Genomic DNA, 15,083 nt, shown 5'->3' on the forward strand with positions numbered 1-15,083 from the left:
CGCCCGTGATCAGAAGTTGAGCGTGCGCTTGTCGACCGCCAGCGCGGCTTCCTTGGTGGCCTCGCTCAGCGACGGGTGCGCGTGGCAGATCCGTGCGATGTCTTCGCTGCTGGCGCGGAACTCCATGGCCACCACGCATTCGGCGATCAACTCGCTGGCAAAAGGCCCGACGATATGCACACCCAGGATTTCATCCGTGGCGGCGTCAGCCAGCATCTTCACCATGCCGGTGGTGTCTCCCAGTGCGCGCGCACGGCCATTGGCCATGAAAGGGAAGGTGCCGGCCTTGTAGGCGCGGCCAGCGGCCTTGAGTTGCTCTTCCGTCTGGCCAACCCATGCGATCTCGGGGTTGGTGTAGATCACCCAGGGAATCGTGTTGAAGTTGACGTGGCCGTGCTGGCCTGCGATGCGCTCGGCGACTGCCACGCCCTCTTCTTCCGCCTTGTGCGCCAGCATGGGGCCGCGCACCACGTCGCCGATCGCCCAGACATTCGGCAGGTTGGTCTTGCATTCTTCGTCGACCACCACTGCGCCGCGCTCGTCCAGCTTCAGGCCCACGGCTTCCGGCGCCAGGCCGATGGTGTTGGCAACCCGGCCGATGGAGATGATCAGCTTGTCGACGTCCAGCGTCTGGGCCTGGCCTTTGGCATCGACATAGGCGACGGACACGCCCTTCTTGCCGGCTTTGACTTCGCCGACCTTGACGCCGAGTTCGATCTTCAGGCCCTGCTTGGTAAACGCCTTGTGCGCTTCCTTGGCGATCTGCTGGTCCACAGCGCCCAGAAAAGTCGGCAGGCCTTCCAGCACCGTGACTTCGGCGCCCAGGCGGCGCCAGACCGAACCCATTTCCAGGCCGATCACACCGGAGCCGATCAGGCCCAGCTTCTTCGGCACGGCGCCGATACGCAGTGCGCCATCATTCGACAGGATGTTTTCTTCATCAAACGGCGCGCCGGGCAATGCGCGGGCATTGGAACCCGTGGCCACGATGATGTGTTTGCCGGAGATCGTTTCTTCAGCAGCACCGGCGACCTTGATGTCGTACAGGCCGTCTTTGGCGCCCACAAAAGAGCCGCGGCCGTGGAAGAAGGTGACCTTGTTTTTCTTGAACAGGTAAACGATGCCGTCGTTGTTCTGCTTCACGACGGTGTCCTTGCGGCCCAGCATTTTGGCCACGTCCAGGCTCAAGCCTTTGACTTCGATGCCATGGTCGGCGAAGTGATGGCCGGCCTGCTCGTAATGCTCGGACGACTGCAGCAGCGCCTTGGAAGGAATGCAGCCTACGTTGGTGCAAGTGCCGCCCAGGGCAGGCCCGCCCTTGGCGTTTTTCCACTCGTCGATGCAGGCGACGTTGTTGCCAAGTTGCGCTGCACGAATGGCGGCGATGTAGCCGCCGGGGCCGCCACCGATGACGATGACATCAAATTGTTTGGACATGGTGTTCTTTCAATAAAGCTGCCGGTGGCAATACCTCGATTTGCCCTCGCACCGGCGAGCGAAGCAAAGCCTGTTCGCGAGACACCGCGGAACCGGCTTTGCCGGGCCGCAGGTGTCGCCCCCTTGAGGGGGAGGCCGCTACACGCAGTGAGCGGCAACAGGGGTGTCAAATGTCAAACAGCAGGCGTGCAGGATCTTCCAGCGCTTCCTTCATCGCCACCAGGCCCAGCACGGCTTCGCGGCCGTCGACGATGCGGTGGTCATAGCTCATGGCGAGGTAGTTCATCGGGCGAACGACGATCTGGCCGTTTTCCACCACGGCGCGGTCTTTGGTCGCATGCACGCCCAAAATCGCGGACTGCGGCGGGTTGATGATGGGGGTGGACAGCATGGAGCCGAACACGCCGCCATTGGAGATCGAGAAGGTGCCGCCCGACATTTCTTCAATGCCCAGCTTGCCGTCGCGCGCCTTGGCGCCGTACTCGGCAATCTTCTTTTCGATGTCGGCAAAGCTCATCTGGTCTGCATTGCGCAGGATGGGCACCACCAGGCCGCGCGGTGAACCGACGGCGATACCGATGTCGAAGTAGCCGTGGTAGACGATGTCATTGCCGTCGACCGACGCGTTGAGCACGGGGTACTTCTTCAGCGCATGCACAGCCGCCTTGACGAAGAAGCTCATGAAGCCGATCTTCACGCCGTGTTCTTTCTCGAACTTTTCCTGGAAGCGCTTGCGCATTTCCATGACCGGCGCCATGTTGACTTCATTGAAGGTTGTCAGGATGGCGTTGGTGGCCTGCGATTGCAGCAGGCGCTCGGCGATACGGGCGCGCAAGCGGCTCATGGGCACGCGCTGCTCGGGGCGGTCGCCCAGGTCGGAGGCCTTGGACGGCGCAGCCACTTGAGGCAAAGAAGTGGTCGGAGCCCCCGTAGGTATTGCGGATGCTGCTACTGATTTTGTAGCACCACCAGCGGTTGCACCGAGGACATCGCCCTTGGTGACGCGGCCGTCTTTGCCCGTGCCGGGCACGGAGCCGGCCGCCAGGTTGTTGTCGGCCATCAGCTTGGCCGCTGCCGGCATCGGAACGCCGGCCATGGAGCCGCCCGCCGCTGGGGCAGGTGCGGAAGCCGCCGGAGCAGCTGGTGCAGCCGCTGCCGCAGCAGCCGGTGCGGCGGCAGGCGCTGCTGCACCCGCCTTGCCTTCGGTATCGATCCGGGCGATCACCTGGTCGGACACCACGGTGCCGCCGTCGGCGACAACCAGTTCGGTCAATACACCGGCAGCGGGCGCCGGCACTTCGAGGACGACCTTGTCGGTTTCGATCTCGATCAGGATTTCATCGATGGCGATTGCCTCGCCGATTTTTTTCTTCCACTGCAGCATGGTGGCCTCGGCCACGGACTCGGACAGCTGGGGGACTTTGACTTCTACGATAGCCATGTTGATTCTTTCGTGTACGTTCTTGTGTTCTGTATGTTGAAGAGGCTGGCCTTACTTGGTCAGCACAAAGCCCTTGAGCTTGCCGAATGCGCCGTCCACCAGCGCCTTTTGCTGTTCCTGGTGCAGATGTGAGTAGCCCACTGCCGGCGATGCCGAAGCGGCACGGCCGGAATAACCCAGCTTCTGGCCTTCAAGCATGTTCTCGTGGATGTAGTGCTGCACGAAGAACCAGGCGCCCTGGTTTTGCGGTTCATCCTGGCACCACACGATGTCGGTGGCGTTGGGGTACTTCTTCAGCTCGGTGGCAAACGCCTTGTGCGGGAACGGGTAGAGCTGCTCGACGCGCAGGATGACGGTGTCGTCCGCGCCCTTTTCTTCGCGCTTTTTGGCCAGGTCGTAATACACCTTGCCGGAGCAGGCAATGACGCGCTTGACCTTGTCGGCCTTCTTGTTGATCTCTTCCTTGTTCTCCGGAATGATGGTCTGAAAACCCCCCTTGGTGAACTCGGACAGCGGCGAGGTGGCATCCTTGTTGCGCAGCAGCGACTTGGGCGTCATGATGATCAGCGGCTTGCGCAGGTTGCGCACCATCTGGCGGCGCAACACGTGGAAGATCTGGCTGGCCGTCGTGGGCTGCACCACCTGCATGTTGGTGTCGGCCGACAGCTGCATGAAGCGCTCCAGGCGTGCCGAGCTGTGCTCGGGGCCCTGGCCTTCGTAGCCGTGGGGCAGCATCAGCGTGATGCCGTTGACGCGGCCCCACTTCACTTCACCCGAGGCGATGAACTGGTCGATCACGACCTGCGCGCCGTTGGCAAAGTCGCCGAACTGGGCTTCCCAGATCACCAGCGTGTTGGGGTCGTTGGACGCGTAGCCGTATTCAAACGCCAGCACCGCCTCTTCAGACAGGATGGAGTCGATGACGACAAACGGCGCCTGGTTGTCGGCCACGTTCTGCAGGGGCACGTAGGTGCCGGTGTCGAACTTCTCGCGGTTCTGGTCGTGAATCACGGCGTGGCGGTGCGTGAAGGTGCCGCGGCCACAGTCTTCGCCCGACAGGCGCACGGGGTAGCCGCTGGCCACCAGCGAGGCGAATGCCATGTGCTCGCCCATACCCCAGTCCACCGGGATGTCGCCGCGGCCCATGGCTGCGCGGTCGTCATACACCTTCTTGACGAGCTGGTGCGGCGTGACGGTTGCGGGGATGGCCGTGATCTTGTCGGCCAGGCGCTTCCACTCGGCCATGGGGATGGCGGTGTCGCCGGCGTCGGTCCATTTCTTGCCGAGGTAAGGCACCCAGTCGACCGCGTACTTGCTCTTGAAGTTGGTGAGGACGGGGTCAAAAGTGCTCTTGCCGGCGTCCAGTGCGGCGCGCGTGGCCTTGACCATGTCGTCGCCCAGCGTGTCGCCCATGCCTTGTGCAGCCAGCTTGTCGGCGTACAGCTTGCGCGTGCCGGGGTGTTGCGCGATTTTTTTGTACATCAGCGGCTGGGTCAGCGCAGGCGTGTCCTGCTCGTTGTGGCCCAGTTTGCGGAAGCAGATGATGTCGACCACGACATCCTTCTGGAACTCCATGCGGAACTCGAGCGCCAGCTGGGTGGCCAGCACGACGGCCTCCGGATCGTCGCCATTGACGTGGAGCACAGGCGCTTCAATCATCTTGACGACGTCGGAGCAATACAGCGTCGAGCGGCTGTCGCGCGGGTCGCTGGTGGTGAAGCCGATCTGGTTGTTGATCACGATGTGCACGGTGCCGCCGGTGAAATAACCGCGGGTTTCGGCCAGTGCCAGCGTTTCCATCACAACGCCCTGCCCTGCGAAGGCGGCGTCGCCGTGCACCAGCACGGGCAGCACCTGCAGACCCTTGGGGTCGGCGCGGCGGTCCATGCGGGCGCGCACCGAGCCTTCCACCACGGGGTTGACGATCTCAAGGTGCGACGGGTTGAACGCGAGTGTCAGGTGAACCGGGCCGCCGGGCGTCGTGACGTCGGAGCTGAAGCCCTGGTGGTATTTGACGTCGCCGCTGGGCAGGTCTTCCGGCGCGGTGTGGTCGAACTCGGCGAACAGGTCGGCCGGGACTTTACCGAGGGAGTTGACCAGGACGTTCAGGCGGCCGCGGTGGGCCATGCCGATCACGATTTCCTGCACGCCCTTGATGCCGCCTTGCTGGATCAGCTCGTCCATGCTGGCGATGAAGCTTTCGCCGCCTTCGAGAGAGAAGCGCTTCTGGCCGACGTATTTGGTGTGCAGGAAACGCTCCAGGCCTTCGGCGGCCGTCAGGCGGTCGAGGATGTGGAGTTTCTTTTCCTTGCTGAGGGTGGGTTTGCTACGAATCGATTCGAGCTTTTGCTGCCACCAGCGCTTGTGGTTCTGGTCCGTCGCGTACATGTATTCGGCGCCGATGGTGCCGCAATAGGTTTCGCGCAGCGCGTTCATGAGCTCACGCAGGCTCATGGTGTCTTTGCCGAAGAAGGTGTTGCTGGTGTTGAACACGGTTTCCTGGTCGGCGTCGCTGAAGCCGTAGAACGAGGGCTCCAGTTCGGGAATCTTGTCGCGTTCGGCGCGCTTGAGCGGATCCAGGTCGGCCCAGCGTGCGCCGACGTTGCGGTAGGCGGCGATCAGTTGCTGGACGGCGGTGCGCTTGCGGCCCATTTCGGAGTCGGCGCCGCTGGCGACCACGACTTTGGTCTGGCCTTGCTTGGCGCGCTCGGCAAAGGCATTGACGACCGGCAAATGCGGAACGTCCTTGGCATTGCTGCCGTCAACGGCGGGAACGTGCTGGAGTGCATCGAAATACTCGCGCCAGTTGTCGGGCACGCTGCCGGGGTTGGCGAGGTAGTTTTCGTACATCTCTTCGACATAGGGCGCATTGCCGCCGAAGAGATAAGTGTTGGCTTGATAGGCCGAATAGACAGACGATGCCGTCGGGTTTGAACTCATATCCGCTGACCTCCGTTTCCCTGGGGGAAACATTAGCTGGTTAAAGCTTGTTAATTAACCTTCCGCAACACGGCTGGACCGATTAGCGGATGCGACTGTGGCAGGAAGGGCCTTCAGAAACAACCCAGATTGTGCCACCGAACTGTGACAGCGGAAAGACCATGGTTATGCCCATTTCGAATGGGCCATGCTTTTACACGCGCTCACATAGCGGACATGAGCACCACTGGAAGTTCATTCACAGCCCACTGACAGCTCATTGACAGCTGCCACACAGTTGGGGGCAAAAGCTCAGGCAGCAAGGCCTGGATTGCCGGCCACGCCGACGAGTTTCGGCGTGTTGGGCTTGACGGGTTTGATGACTTTGCGGGCCTTGAGGTAGCTTTCCACTACATCCCACACCGGCGGACCGGCGTTTTTGCTGGCCTCGGCCACGGGCGCCCAGCCGGCCACCTTGTAGGTCTTGCCGGCTTCGATCAGTTTGCCGCCCAGGCGCATGTCCTGGATGCGCTCGCCCATCTTCGCGCCGGGCTCGCAGGTGTAGGTCAAGCCACCCACACGCACCATGTCGCCGCCCTGCTGGTAATACGGGTCGGGGTTGAAGAGGTTGTCGCCCACGTCTTCCAGAATGGTCTTGATCATGTCGCCGCGCATGTCCGTCAGCGTGGTCCAGGGGTAGCTGATGGCGGTCTGGTCCATGACGTGTTCACGCGTGATGGCCTGGCCCGGCAGCAGCGAGGTGCCCCAGCGGAACCCGGGCGAAAACGCGATCTCCGCACCGCGTACGTTCATCAGCGCGTCCAGGATGAGCTGGTCAAAGCTGCCGTTGAAATTGCCGCGGCGGTAAAGCGTGCCCTCGGTCACCGCCAGCTTTTCACCCAGCTTGGCGGCGTACGGCGCCCTCACCTTGCCGATCAGTTCATTCATCGCCGTATCGGCAGGCAGCAGATTGGCAAACACCGGCATCAGCCGGTAATTGAAGCCCGCCACCTTGCCATCCTTGACGTCGAGGTCGAGCACGCCAAGGAACTTGCCGTTGCTGCCGGCATTGGTCACGATGGTCTGGCCGCCCGGATTTTTGACGATGACCGGTACCGGCACACCGTCGTGCGTGTGGCCGCCCAGAATCGCATCGATGCCGGTGACGCGCGACGCCATCTTTAAATCCACGTCCATGCCGTTGTGGCTGAGCAGCACCACGGCCTGCGCGCCCTTGGCGCGTGCCTCGTTCACGGTTTCCTGCATCTCGCTTTCGCGGATGCCGAAGCTCCAGTTGGGCGTGAGCCAGGCCGGGTTGGCGATCGGTGTGTAGGGAAAGGCCTGGCCGACGATGGCGACCGGCACGCCGTTCATTTCCTTGATCACGTAGGGCTTGAACACCGCATCGCCGAAGTCGCTGGTCTTGACGTTTTGCGCGACGAAATCGATCTTGCCGGCAAAGTCCTGCTCGACGATTTTTTTGATGCGCTCTTCGCCGTAGGTGAAGTCCCAGTGGCCGGTCATCACGTCCACGCCCAGCAGCTTGCAGGCATCGACCATGTCCTGGCCCTGCGTCCAGAGCGCGGTGGCGCTGCCCTGCCAGGTGTCGCCGCCATCGAGCAGCAAGGCACCGGGGCGGCCCGCTTTCAATTGTTTGACCAGCGTGGCCAGGTGGGCGAAGCCGCCGACCTTGCCGTACTGGCGCGCGGCTTTCTCGAAGTTGAGGAAGGTCAGCGCATGCGCCTCGGGCGTGCCTGACTTCAGACTGGCGGCCTTGAGCAGGTGCTCGCCCACCAGGTGCGGCGCCTGCCCGCGCATCGCGCCCACGCCGAGGTTGACCGACGGCTCGCGAAAGTAAATCGGCAGCAGCTGGGCGTGGCAGTCGGTCATATGCAGCAGGTGCACATTGCCGGTGCGCGGCAGCTCATACAGGCTGGCGGCCTGGGCGGCGCCGGCCTCACGCAATGGGAAACCGGCGGCCAGGGCGGCCGCCATGACACTTGCAAACTCGCGGCGGGAGAGATTCATGGCGTTAAACATCCTGCCCAGTGCGACGGGCACCTACTGGAAATCCAGTTAAATTGCTATTGATTTGATAGCTACCAGCCCAGTTGGGATATGGGCTGGAGGCCTAAAACACTGATAAATCGGCCACGGCCTGGTGACCGGCTCGATTACTTGTTGACGGGCGAATTCGGGTCCAGCAGCAGCGCCATCACGTCGCGGATCTGCTGCTCATTGAGGATGGCGGCATGGCCGAACCTGGGCATGTCGGAGCAGGCGTTGTAGGCCTTGGCGTTCCACAGCTTGCCCCAGGTGTAGTCGACGATGGGTTTGCTCTCGGCAGACGCCGGGTCGCTCACGCCGCGCAGCTTGCCGTAGTTGTAGAGGCTGGGGCCGATGGAGCCGAAGGACAGCTCGGCCTTGCTGATCTGGTGGCAGTTGTAGCAGCTGCCGCCGTTGGCCTCGCCCGGCTTGTCGGTCCAGGTCAGGCCCCGGCCGTTTTGCGCGATTTTTTCGCCTTCAGCCCAGCTGCCGAGGTATTTGCCGTCGGAAGGCAGCTTCACCGTCTTCATGTTGGCTTCTTCGATGGACTTGGCGAGTTTTTCGTCCAGCGGCTTGCCGGCGGCTTCCGAGCAGGCCTGGTTGGAGGCATCCGGCGCGAGCCGGTCCATCTTGGCGATGCCCTGTTCGCTGAAAGAGCTTTTAAGCACCTGCTGGGTGGCTTCGTCCACCTGCTGGGGTGTCGGCGCGGTGGCGCAGCTGGCCAGCAGCGCGGCTGTCATGGCGATGCCGGCGGCTGAAAGCGCCGCTTTTGCGTGGGTCTTGTTCATCGTGTTGGTGGTGTTCATTTGAATCCTCACTGCCGGCTTAGCGCTTCAAGGCAGGCGCAATCGAGACGCCGGCCTTGCTGTTGACACCCATGTACACGCCCAGGGCAATGGTCGCGTCGGACGCGTAACCCGGGAAGGGGAAACGCTGCTGGCGGTAGCAGTCGTTCAGGCGGCGCTGCATGCTCCACAGGTCGCCGCTGGAGACACGGTAGGCCGGCCACGAGCCGAAGCCGACGCCGGCGCCAGGCTGCTTGGTGAGATTGGGCAAATCCTGCAGGCGCACGCGCTTGTTGTCTTCGCCGTGGCACGACGCGCAGGAGAAATCGTAGGGGCCGCCGCGAAGGTAAAACACCTTCTTGCCGACTTCGTACATCAGTTTTTCCTTGGCGTGCGACTGCGGCACGTTGAAGGCCAGGTCACGCGATTCGCCCGAAATGTAAGCCACCAGCGATTCGATGGTTTTCTGCTCACCGGCGCCAAAGCGCGTCTTGGCGATTTCGCCGGCGTTAAAGCCCTGCAACTGCTCCATACAGGTCAAAAGGCGCGACTCCAGGTCCTGCACGCGCTGCGTATCGGCAAAAAACCGCGGCAGCTCGACAAACGCGCCCTTCACCACGCCCGGGCCCTTGCCCAGGTCGCATTTTTCAAGCGAGGCCTTTTTGGGGCCACGCGCCTCTTTCCAGAGGGATTCACCCTTGGCCTCATAGAGCTCGGCGGGGTTGCCGTCGGCCAGCATGGCGCGGTATTCGGCGATGCCTTCGGCCGTGGTTTTCTGCGCCGCGGCAGTCAAAGGCAAGGCAGCGATCGCGGCCAGCGCCGCCAGCCCGAACAGGCTTGATTTCATCGTGGTCTCCTCAAATATCGCTCAAATTTATCGTTATGGGCAGCTTGCGCCGCGGCGGGAACGCCCGGACCCGGCCGGGCTCAGGCCCGGACTCAGGAAATGACGGCTTCGTCGGTCCGCTTGTCGCCGTGGTTGTCGACCCAGCTGACGGCAACCTTGTCGCCGGCCTTGCCGCCCTTGAAGCTGAACTGCATGAAGGGGTTTTTGGACACGGCCGTGCCCCACTGGGCGCTCATGACGGTCTTGCCGTTCCAGGTCGCCGAGATGTTCTGGATAAACCAGGCCGGCACGGTCTTGCCGGCGGCGTCTTTGCGCTGGCCGCTTTCCATTTCGTGGCTCACGAGCACGCGCACCGTGGTTTTATCGCCTTGGGCCTGTGCCCGGATTCGCATCGGTTCTGACATTTTTTTCTCCTGATTTCAAGGGTTGTGGTGGTGATCGGGTTTGGGCGGGAAAGGCGGGGATTAGCCGCCGCAGCCACCCAAAGTCACTTTCACTTCCTTGACCGCATAAAAGTACTTGTCACCGGCCTTGGCCAGCGCGTAAACGTTGGACGACTGGCCCATCTTGATGTTGGTCGACACGTTGGCATCGGTGCCGGCCGGGATGTCGAACATGGCGGCGAGCGCGCTGGGGTTTTTCTCAACCACCAGGGCGATTTGCGAGGTGTTGGCGATGTTGCTTTGGGCGCCGACGCGCACCACGTTGCCGTTCTCGGCAATTTCAGGCGCCTGCAGCAGCAAATCCTTGCTTTCAACGGGCGCGCTGGTGGCGCCCATGGCCTTGGCCGCGTCGGCCAGGGACTTGCTGTCAAAAGCGGCCTTGTTCCAGCCGGCTGCGTTTTGCGCATGGGCCGGGCTCAAACCGGCGGTAGCGGCCAGCACCAGCGCGGTGGCGCCAGAACTGCTTGCCAAAAAATCACGACGTTCCATGACTGAACTCCTTTTTATATAACTTGAATGTCTTAAACACTGAACACGATTGGACACAAAAACTCGAAAACGCGGGAGGGTATTTCTCCCAAGCATGCCTCAAAAAAACACCGTCCACCTTCGCATGGCCTTTCATCCGGCCCTGCGCCCTACTTCGCCGCGCCTTGCGCCAGCCATTGGGAAATTTGCGCCGCCTCCGCCGCGCTCAAGGCCGTCGGCGGCATGGGGATGGCACCCCACACGCCTTGCCCACCGGACCTGATTTTGCCCGACAGGTAGTTCGCAGCATCTGCGCGGTCCTTATATTTGTTGGCTATATCCTTGAAGGACGGGCCCACCAGTTTGCTGTCCATGCCGTGGCAGGCCAGGCAGGCGTTTTTCTGCAGCAGCGGCATGACGGAGGCGGCGCCCGCGGCTGCCGGCTTTGTCGAGGCGGCTGCAGGTATTGCCGTGGCCGGCGCTGCCGTTGCTATCTTTTCAGGAGCGGCTAGCGCACGCCCTGCCTGGGCTGGAGCACTATTTGGCTGTGAACCGGCGGCCACTGGTGCTTGTGTGGTGTCGACCCCGCGGCTGGCGCCCACGAGCCTGGACTGCTCGGCCAGGTTGCCGTGCGCATTGCGCGCGTAGTCCGGCAAAAAGCTTTTGATGACGACCTCGGTCTTGCAATTGGCCATGCAGCTGGAGCCCTGGGCGTCGGGCCTGGCCGTGCCGCCCAGCTCCTTGCCCGGCCACATCGCGTGCGCGGTGGTCATGCCGTTGCGGTTGGGCAGGCGGGCCTGCACCTCACGGATGTTGGCATCGGACAGCGTGAAGTTGTCGGGCAGGACATTGCCCAGGTGCAGGATGTAGGCCGTCACGGCATACACCTCGTCGGCGGTCAGCGTCTTGGGCGCGTTCCAGGGCATCGCGCGGTTGATGTAGTCCCACAACGTCGACAGCGTGGAGACCTTCATCAGCGTGGTGCGGTTGGGCTGGTTGGCGCCGGGCAAGAGGCCGTCGACGCGGCCGTTCTTGATATCTTGCGCAGTCGTGCCGCCGGCAATCGGCGTGAACACCTCGGACGATTCGGCAAAGCTGCCATGGCAGGAGGCGCATTGCGCTTCCCACAGCACTTCGCCCTGGCGCACCGAGCCCTGGCCCTTGGGCAGGCCCTTGAAGTCGGGCCGTACGTCGATGTCCCAGGCCTTGATTTCGGCGGGTGTGGCGGTGCGGCCGACCTCTGCCAGCGCGGCTTGCCGCGCGGCCGGCTGGGCGTGGGCCCAACCTGCGCCCAGCAGGCAAAGGCCCGCCAGCACGAACGAGGGCGAAGAAAGCCGGTGCAACTCAAACCTGGACATTTTTCACCTCGCCGTTTTCTTCCAGCGACCACGACTGGATGGCGTTGTTGTGATAGATGCTGCGCGATGCGCGGACCTTGCGCAGTTCGCTGTAAGTCGGCTGTACCTGGCCGGTCTCATCGACGGCGCGGCTCTGGAAGATTGCCGGTTTGCCGTCCCAGACGAAGTCGGCGTTAAAACGCGTGAGGCACTTGGAGAGCACCGGCCCTTCGAGCCGCGCCTGCGTCCAGTTTTTTCCGCCATCCACCGACACGTCGACCCGGCGGATCTTGCCGCGCCCGCTCCAGGCCAGGCCGGTGAGGTTGTGAAAGCCCTTTTGCAGCAACACCTGGCCGCCGCTGGGCGAAGTCACCACGCTTTTGACTTCCTGGACGCTGGTGTACTGGCGATGCAGGCCGTCCGGCATCAGGTCGACGTAATGGATGGTTTCGTCCTTGGCGCCGTAGGGCATGTCGCCCACTTCGATGCGCCGCAGGTATTTGACCCAACTCACACCCTGCACGCCCGGCACGACGAGGCGCAGCGGGTAGCCGTTTTCGGGGCGCAGCATTTCGCCGTTCTGGCCGTAGGCCACCAGCACTTCGCCGCTCATCACCAGGCTCATGGGGATGGTGCGGGTCATGCCCGAGCCGTCCGCGCCTTCGGCCAGGATGAATTTGGCACGCTTGAAATCAGTGCCGCACAACTCAAGCAATGCGCGCAAAGGCACACCGGTGAATTCGCTGCAGCTGAGCATGCCGTGGGTGTACTGCACCGTCGGCACGGCGGCGTTGCCCCATTCCATGCCGGTGTTGGCGCCGCATTCGATGAAATGCATGCGGCTCACATTGGGCAGGCGCATGATTTCGTCCATGCTGAACACCATGGGTCGCTTGAGCATCATGTCGTCCGAGCCGTTGAGCATCAGGCGGTGTTTGGAGGGGTCGATGTCCCACCATCCCTGGTGATGGCGCTCAAAGTGCAGGCCGCTGGGCGTGATGATCCCGAACAGGCCCTGCAGCGGGCAAAAGCTCACGCTCGCCTGGCCGATGCGCGTCAGGCCCGGGCTCTCGCGGCGCTGCAGGTTTTTTTCCCATTCGCTGGGCAGGCCGTACCCGCGGGCCGCCACAGGCTGGCCCAGGCCTTTGCTGTGGGGCGGAAGGTTCAGGATATTGGCGTCGCCCTCGGCGGCAGCGCCTTGCGCGCTGGCACGGCTGGCCGCAGCGGCGGCCGCCGCAAACGCCCCGGCCAGAAAGCCGCGGCGCCCTGCCCGCACTTCATGAATCTGGTCCCGCGAGAGGAAGTGCTCAGGGGCACGCTGGATGAATCGGTTCAACATGGATGGCATCTCTTTTTATTCAGGCGTCAGCAGCTCCGGACCGGGGCGACAGGCTTTCGCCCGGCGGCAGCGCGCCCGGCTCGTCCAGCTCGATGGCGATCTGCGTGCAGACGCTGCGGCACAGCGCCACGGCTTTTTCGCTTTGCACCCGGTAGATCACCTGCGTGCCCTCTTTGCGCTTGGCCAGCACGCCGGTGCGGTAGAGCACAGCCAGGTGCTGTGAAAGATTGGGCTGCGTGGTGTCGATTTCAGCCAACAACTCATTGACGGACTTTTCACGCTCGCACAGGGCGCTGAGCACCCGCAAACGCATGGGCGTTGCCAGCACGGCGAAAAGTTCCGCCGCCAGCTCAAAAACCCGGCCTCTTTCAACCTGCGCACTGCCCTGAATCATCTGGTCCATAGCAACTTTTTCTTAATATAAGCAATGACTAATATTATTCATCAGTACCCATAAGGAAAGACACCGTAGATACCCTCAGGCACCGTGAAATTGGTAAATATCACCAGGCACCGGCCAAACCGGCAAAAGGTGTTGCCAACACGCAATTTCACCCCCCGCCGAAAGGTGTAATAAAGCGTTGCACGCCCCTTGAGCGTGATATAAAACTTTTGTTGCTTACGGGTTGTTACCTAAGACACTTAAAAAATAATACTTATGTTTTCAAAAAACACACTTTTTTCGGGTGGCTTACTGGTCGCGGCCCTGATCACCCATCCCGCACATGCAGAGGTCGACGCCCTGGTCACCAATGCCCGCACATTGCTCGACCAAAGCCAGGCGCAAAAAGCCTTCGACCTGCTGGAGCCGCAAGAGCCCGCACGCGCAGGGGATCCCGACTTCGACACCGTGCTGGGTATCGCCGCCAATGAGACCGGACAGTACACCCGGGCCGTCTTCGCACTGGAGCGCGTGCTGGCCGTGCAACCCAGCAACTCGCGGGCACGCGCCGAACTCGGCCGCGCCCTCTTCTCCGTCGGCGACACCAAGGCCTCCCGCCAGGTGCTGATGGAAACCAAGCGGGACAACATCCCCGCCGAGGCCGCCGCGACCATCGACCAGTTCCTGCAGGCCATTGACCGCACCGAGGAAGCGGCCCGCTCCTCGGTCAAGCCCTTCCTCGAAGCCGGTATCGGCTACGACACCAACATCAACAGCGGCCCGGGCAACCCCAATGTGGCCGTTCCGGCTTTCGGCGGGCTGATCTTCACGCTGAACCAGGCTGGCGTTGAAACCAAGGACACGTTTTTCACTCTGGGCGGCGGTGTATCCGCCCGCTATGTCGTGGATCCACGCTGGTCGCTGATCGGCAACGTCTACGGCAATGCCCGCGCCAACGCGAAGCACGGCGACTTCGACACCGGGCAGGTCGACGTCAACGCCGGCGCCAGCTACCGGTATGAAAAGCACGAATTCAGCGGCGTCGTCCAGGCCGGCACCTACTCCGTCAACGGATCACGCGCACGCGACCAGCAAGGCCTTGTGGGCGAATGGACCTACCGCATCGACGGCTTTCGCCAATGGAGCACCTACATCCAGTGGGGCGACCTGAAATACCCGGGGCAGTCGATTCGCGACGCCACACGCACGGTGCTCGGCACGTCATACGCGCACGCTTTCCGCGAAAGCAACATCATCGTGTTTGGCGGCGGTTATGTCGGGACCGAAAAGGAAAACGCCGCCGGTGTGCCGCACCTGGGCCACGACCTCGTCGGCTTTCGCGCCGGTGCGCAGAAAACGCTGTCAGATGCCCTGGCCCTGTTTGGCAGCGTGAGCTATGAAGACCGCAAATACGGCGGCGCCGACCCGCTCTTCCTTGTCACCCGCCATGACAAGCAATGGAATTTGAACCTGGGCCTGAACTGGGTGCCCGCCAAACTGTGGCGCGTCACGCCCCAGCTGACGCTGACCAACGTGAAATCCAATGTTGCCATTTCCGACTACAACCGCAGCCTGTTCTCCGTGACGGTGCGCCGCGATTTCTGACCTTCGTCACGACAGAGAACGCAACGGCAGGAAA

General features: G+C 62.5%; 12 protein-coding genes. 1 reads left to right on the forward strand and 11 read right to left on the reverse strand.

The genetic code is table 11. The features are described 5' to 3' along the window. Positions 1-9: 9 nt before the first annotated feature. The 11 genes from lpdA to DT070_RS18180 form a co-directional block, all read right to left on the reverse strand. On the reverse strand, positions 10-1,437 hold the full coding sequence (lpdA, locus tag DT070_RS18130) for a dihydrolipoyl dehydrogenase (RefSeq protein ID WP_122956656.1): 1,428 nt from the start codon (positions 1,435-1,437) through the stop codon (positions 10-12). A gap of 166 nt (positions 1,438-1,603) precedes the next feature. After that, positions 1,604-2,878, reverse strand: coding sequence for a 2-oxoglutarate dehydrogenase complex dihydrolipoyllysine-residue succinyltransferase (odhB, locus tag DT070_RS18135; protein ID WP_122956657.1), 1,275 nt, complete (start codon positions 2,876-2,878; stop codon positions 1,604-1,606). 51 nt (positions 2,879-2,929) lie between these two features. Beyond that, positions 2,930-5,818: a 2-oxoglutarate dehydrogenase E1 component gene (locus DT070_RS18140; RefSeq protein WP_122956658.1), complete on the reverse strand. Its 2,889-nt coding sequence runs from the start codon at positions 5,816-5,818 to the stop codon at positions 2,930-2,932. 291 nt (positions 5,819-6,109) lie between these two features. Next, entirely contained in the window at positions 6,110-7,825 is a 1,716-nt protein-coding gene (gene soxB / locus DT070_RS18145) for a thiosulfohydrolase SoxB (RefSeq protein ID WP_122956659.1), read from the reverse strand. A gap of 146 nt (positions 7,826-7,971) precedes the next feature. Continuing rightward, positions 7,972-8,631 (reverse strand): sulfur oxidation c-type cytochrome SoxX, encoded by a 660-nt coding sequence (gene soxX, locus DT070_RS18150; RefSeq protein WP_122957484.1) that lies wholly within the window; start codon positions 8,629-8,631, stop codon positions 7,972-7,974. Positions 8,632-8,668: 37 nt separating this feature from the next. Next, entirely contained in the window at positions 8,669-9,475 is an 807-nt protein-coding gene (gene soxA / locus DT070_RS18155) for a sulfur oxidation c-type cytochrome SoxA (RefSeq protein WP_122956660.1), read from the reverse strand. Between the two features lie 92 nt (positions 9,476-9,567). Further along, the gene (soxZ, locus tag DT070_RS18160) at positions 9,568-9,879 is read right to left on the reverse strand and encodes a thiosulfate oxidation carrier complex protein SoxZ (RefSeq protein WP_122956661.1); all 312 of its coding nucleotides are present in this window, start codon (positions 9,877-9,879) and stop codon (positions 9,568-9,570) included. A gap of 60 nt (positions 9,880-9,939) precedes the next feature. Further along, on the reverse strand, positions 9,940-10,407 hold the full coding sequence (gene soxY, locus DT070_RS18165) for a thiosulfate oxidation carrier protein SoxY (protein WP_092125878.1): 468 nt from the start codon (positions 10,405-10,407) through the stop codon (positions 9,940-9,942). A 149-nt stretch (positions 10,408-10,556) separates the two neighbouring features. Then, a complete protein-coding gene (locus tag DT070_RS18170; RefSeq protein WP_122956662.1) occupies positions 10,557-11,744 on the reverse strand; it encodes a c-type cytochrome in 1,188 nt (395 codons plus the stop codon). Next, positions 11,731-13,071 (reverse strand): sulfite dehydrogenase, encoded by a 1,341-nt coding sequence (gene soxC / locus DT070_RS18175; RefSeq protein WP_122956663.1) that lies wholly within the window; start codon positions 13,069-13,071, stop codon positions 11,731-11,733. The genes DT070_RS18170 and soxC overlap by 14 nt, the downstream gene beginning before the upstream one ends. A gap of 10 nt (positions 13,072-13,081) precedes the next feature. Further along, positions 13,082-13,465, reverse strand: coding sequence for a metalloregulator ArsR/SmtB family transcription factor (locus DT070_RS18180; protein WP_122956664.1), 384 nt, complete (start codon positions 13,463-13,465; stop codon positions 13,082-13,084). 255 nt (positions 13,466-13,720) lie between these two features. On the opposite strand from DT070_RS18180, the gene DT070_RS18185 reads away from it, so the two are divergent. Continuing rightward, positions 13,721-15,049, forward strand: a complete 1,329-nt coding sequence (locus DT070_RS18185; RefSeq protein ID WP_122956665.1) for a surface lipoprotein assembly modifier — start codon at positions 13,721-13,723, stop codon at positions 15,047-15,049. Positions 15,050-15,083: the final 34 nt, after the last annotated feature.

Source organism: Polaromonas sp. SP1 (assembly GCF_003711205.1).
Taxonomy (GTDB): domain Bacteria; phylum Pseudomonadota; class Gammaproteobacteria; order Burkholderiales; family Burkholderiaceae_C; genus Polaromonas.

What these genes read in the sequence shown, in the direction of transcription:
- soxA (WP_122956660.1), bottom strand. Translation starts at nt 9,475, where the DNA reads ATGAAATCAAGCCTGTTCGGGCTGGCGGCGCTGGCCGCGATCGCTGCC.
- DT070_RS18140 (WP_122956658.1), bottom strand. Translation starts at nt 5,818, where the DNA reads ATGAGTTCAAACCCGACGGCATCGTCTGTCTATTCGGCCTATCAAGCC.
- soxY (WP_092125878.1), bottom strand. Translation starts at nt 10,407, where the DNA reads ATGGAACGTCGTGATTTTTTGGCAAGCAGTTCTGGCGCCACCGCGCTG.
- DT070_RS18170 (WP_122956662.1), bottom strand. Translation starts at nt 11,744, where the DNA reads ATGTCCAGGTTTGAGTTGCACCGGCTTTCTTCGCCCTCGTTCGTGCTG.
- DT070_RS18185 (WP_122956665.1), top strand. Translation starts at nt 13,721, where the DNA reads ATGTTTTCAAAAAACACACTTTTTTCGGGTGGCTTACTGGTCGCGGCC.
- odhB (WP_122956657.1), bottom strand. Translation starts at nt 2,878, where the DNA reads ATGGCTATCGTAGAAGTCAAAGTCCCCCAGCTGTCCGAGTCCGTGGCC.
- soxB (WP_122956659.1), bottom strand. Translation starts at nt 7,825, where the DNA reads ATGAATCTCTCCCGCCGCGAGTTTGCAAGTGTCATGGCGGCCGCCCTG.
- soxC (WP_122956663.1), bottom strand. Translation starts at nt 13,071, where the DNA reads ATGCCATCCATGTTGAACCGATTCATCCAGCGTGCCCCTGAGCACTTC.
- lpdA (WP_122956656.1), bottom strand. Translation starts at nt 1,437, where the DNA reads ATGTCCAAACAATTTGATGTCATCGTCATCGGTGGCGGCCCCGGCGGC.
- DT070_RS18180 (WP_122956664.1), bottom strand. Translation starts at nt 13,465, where the DNA reads ATGGACCAGATGATTCAGGGCAGTGCGCAGGTTGAAAGAGGCCGGGTT.
- soxZ (WP_122956661.1), bottom strand. Translation starts at nt 9,879, where the DNA reads ATGTCAGAACCGATGCGAATCCGGGCACAGGCCCAAGGCGATAAAACC.
- soxX (WP_122957484.1), bottom strand. Translation starts at nt 8,631, where the DNA reads ATGAACAAGACCCACGCAAAAGCGGCGCTTTCAGCCGCCGGCATCGCC.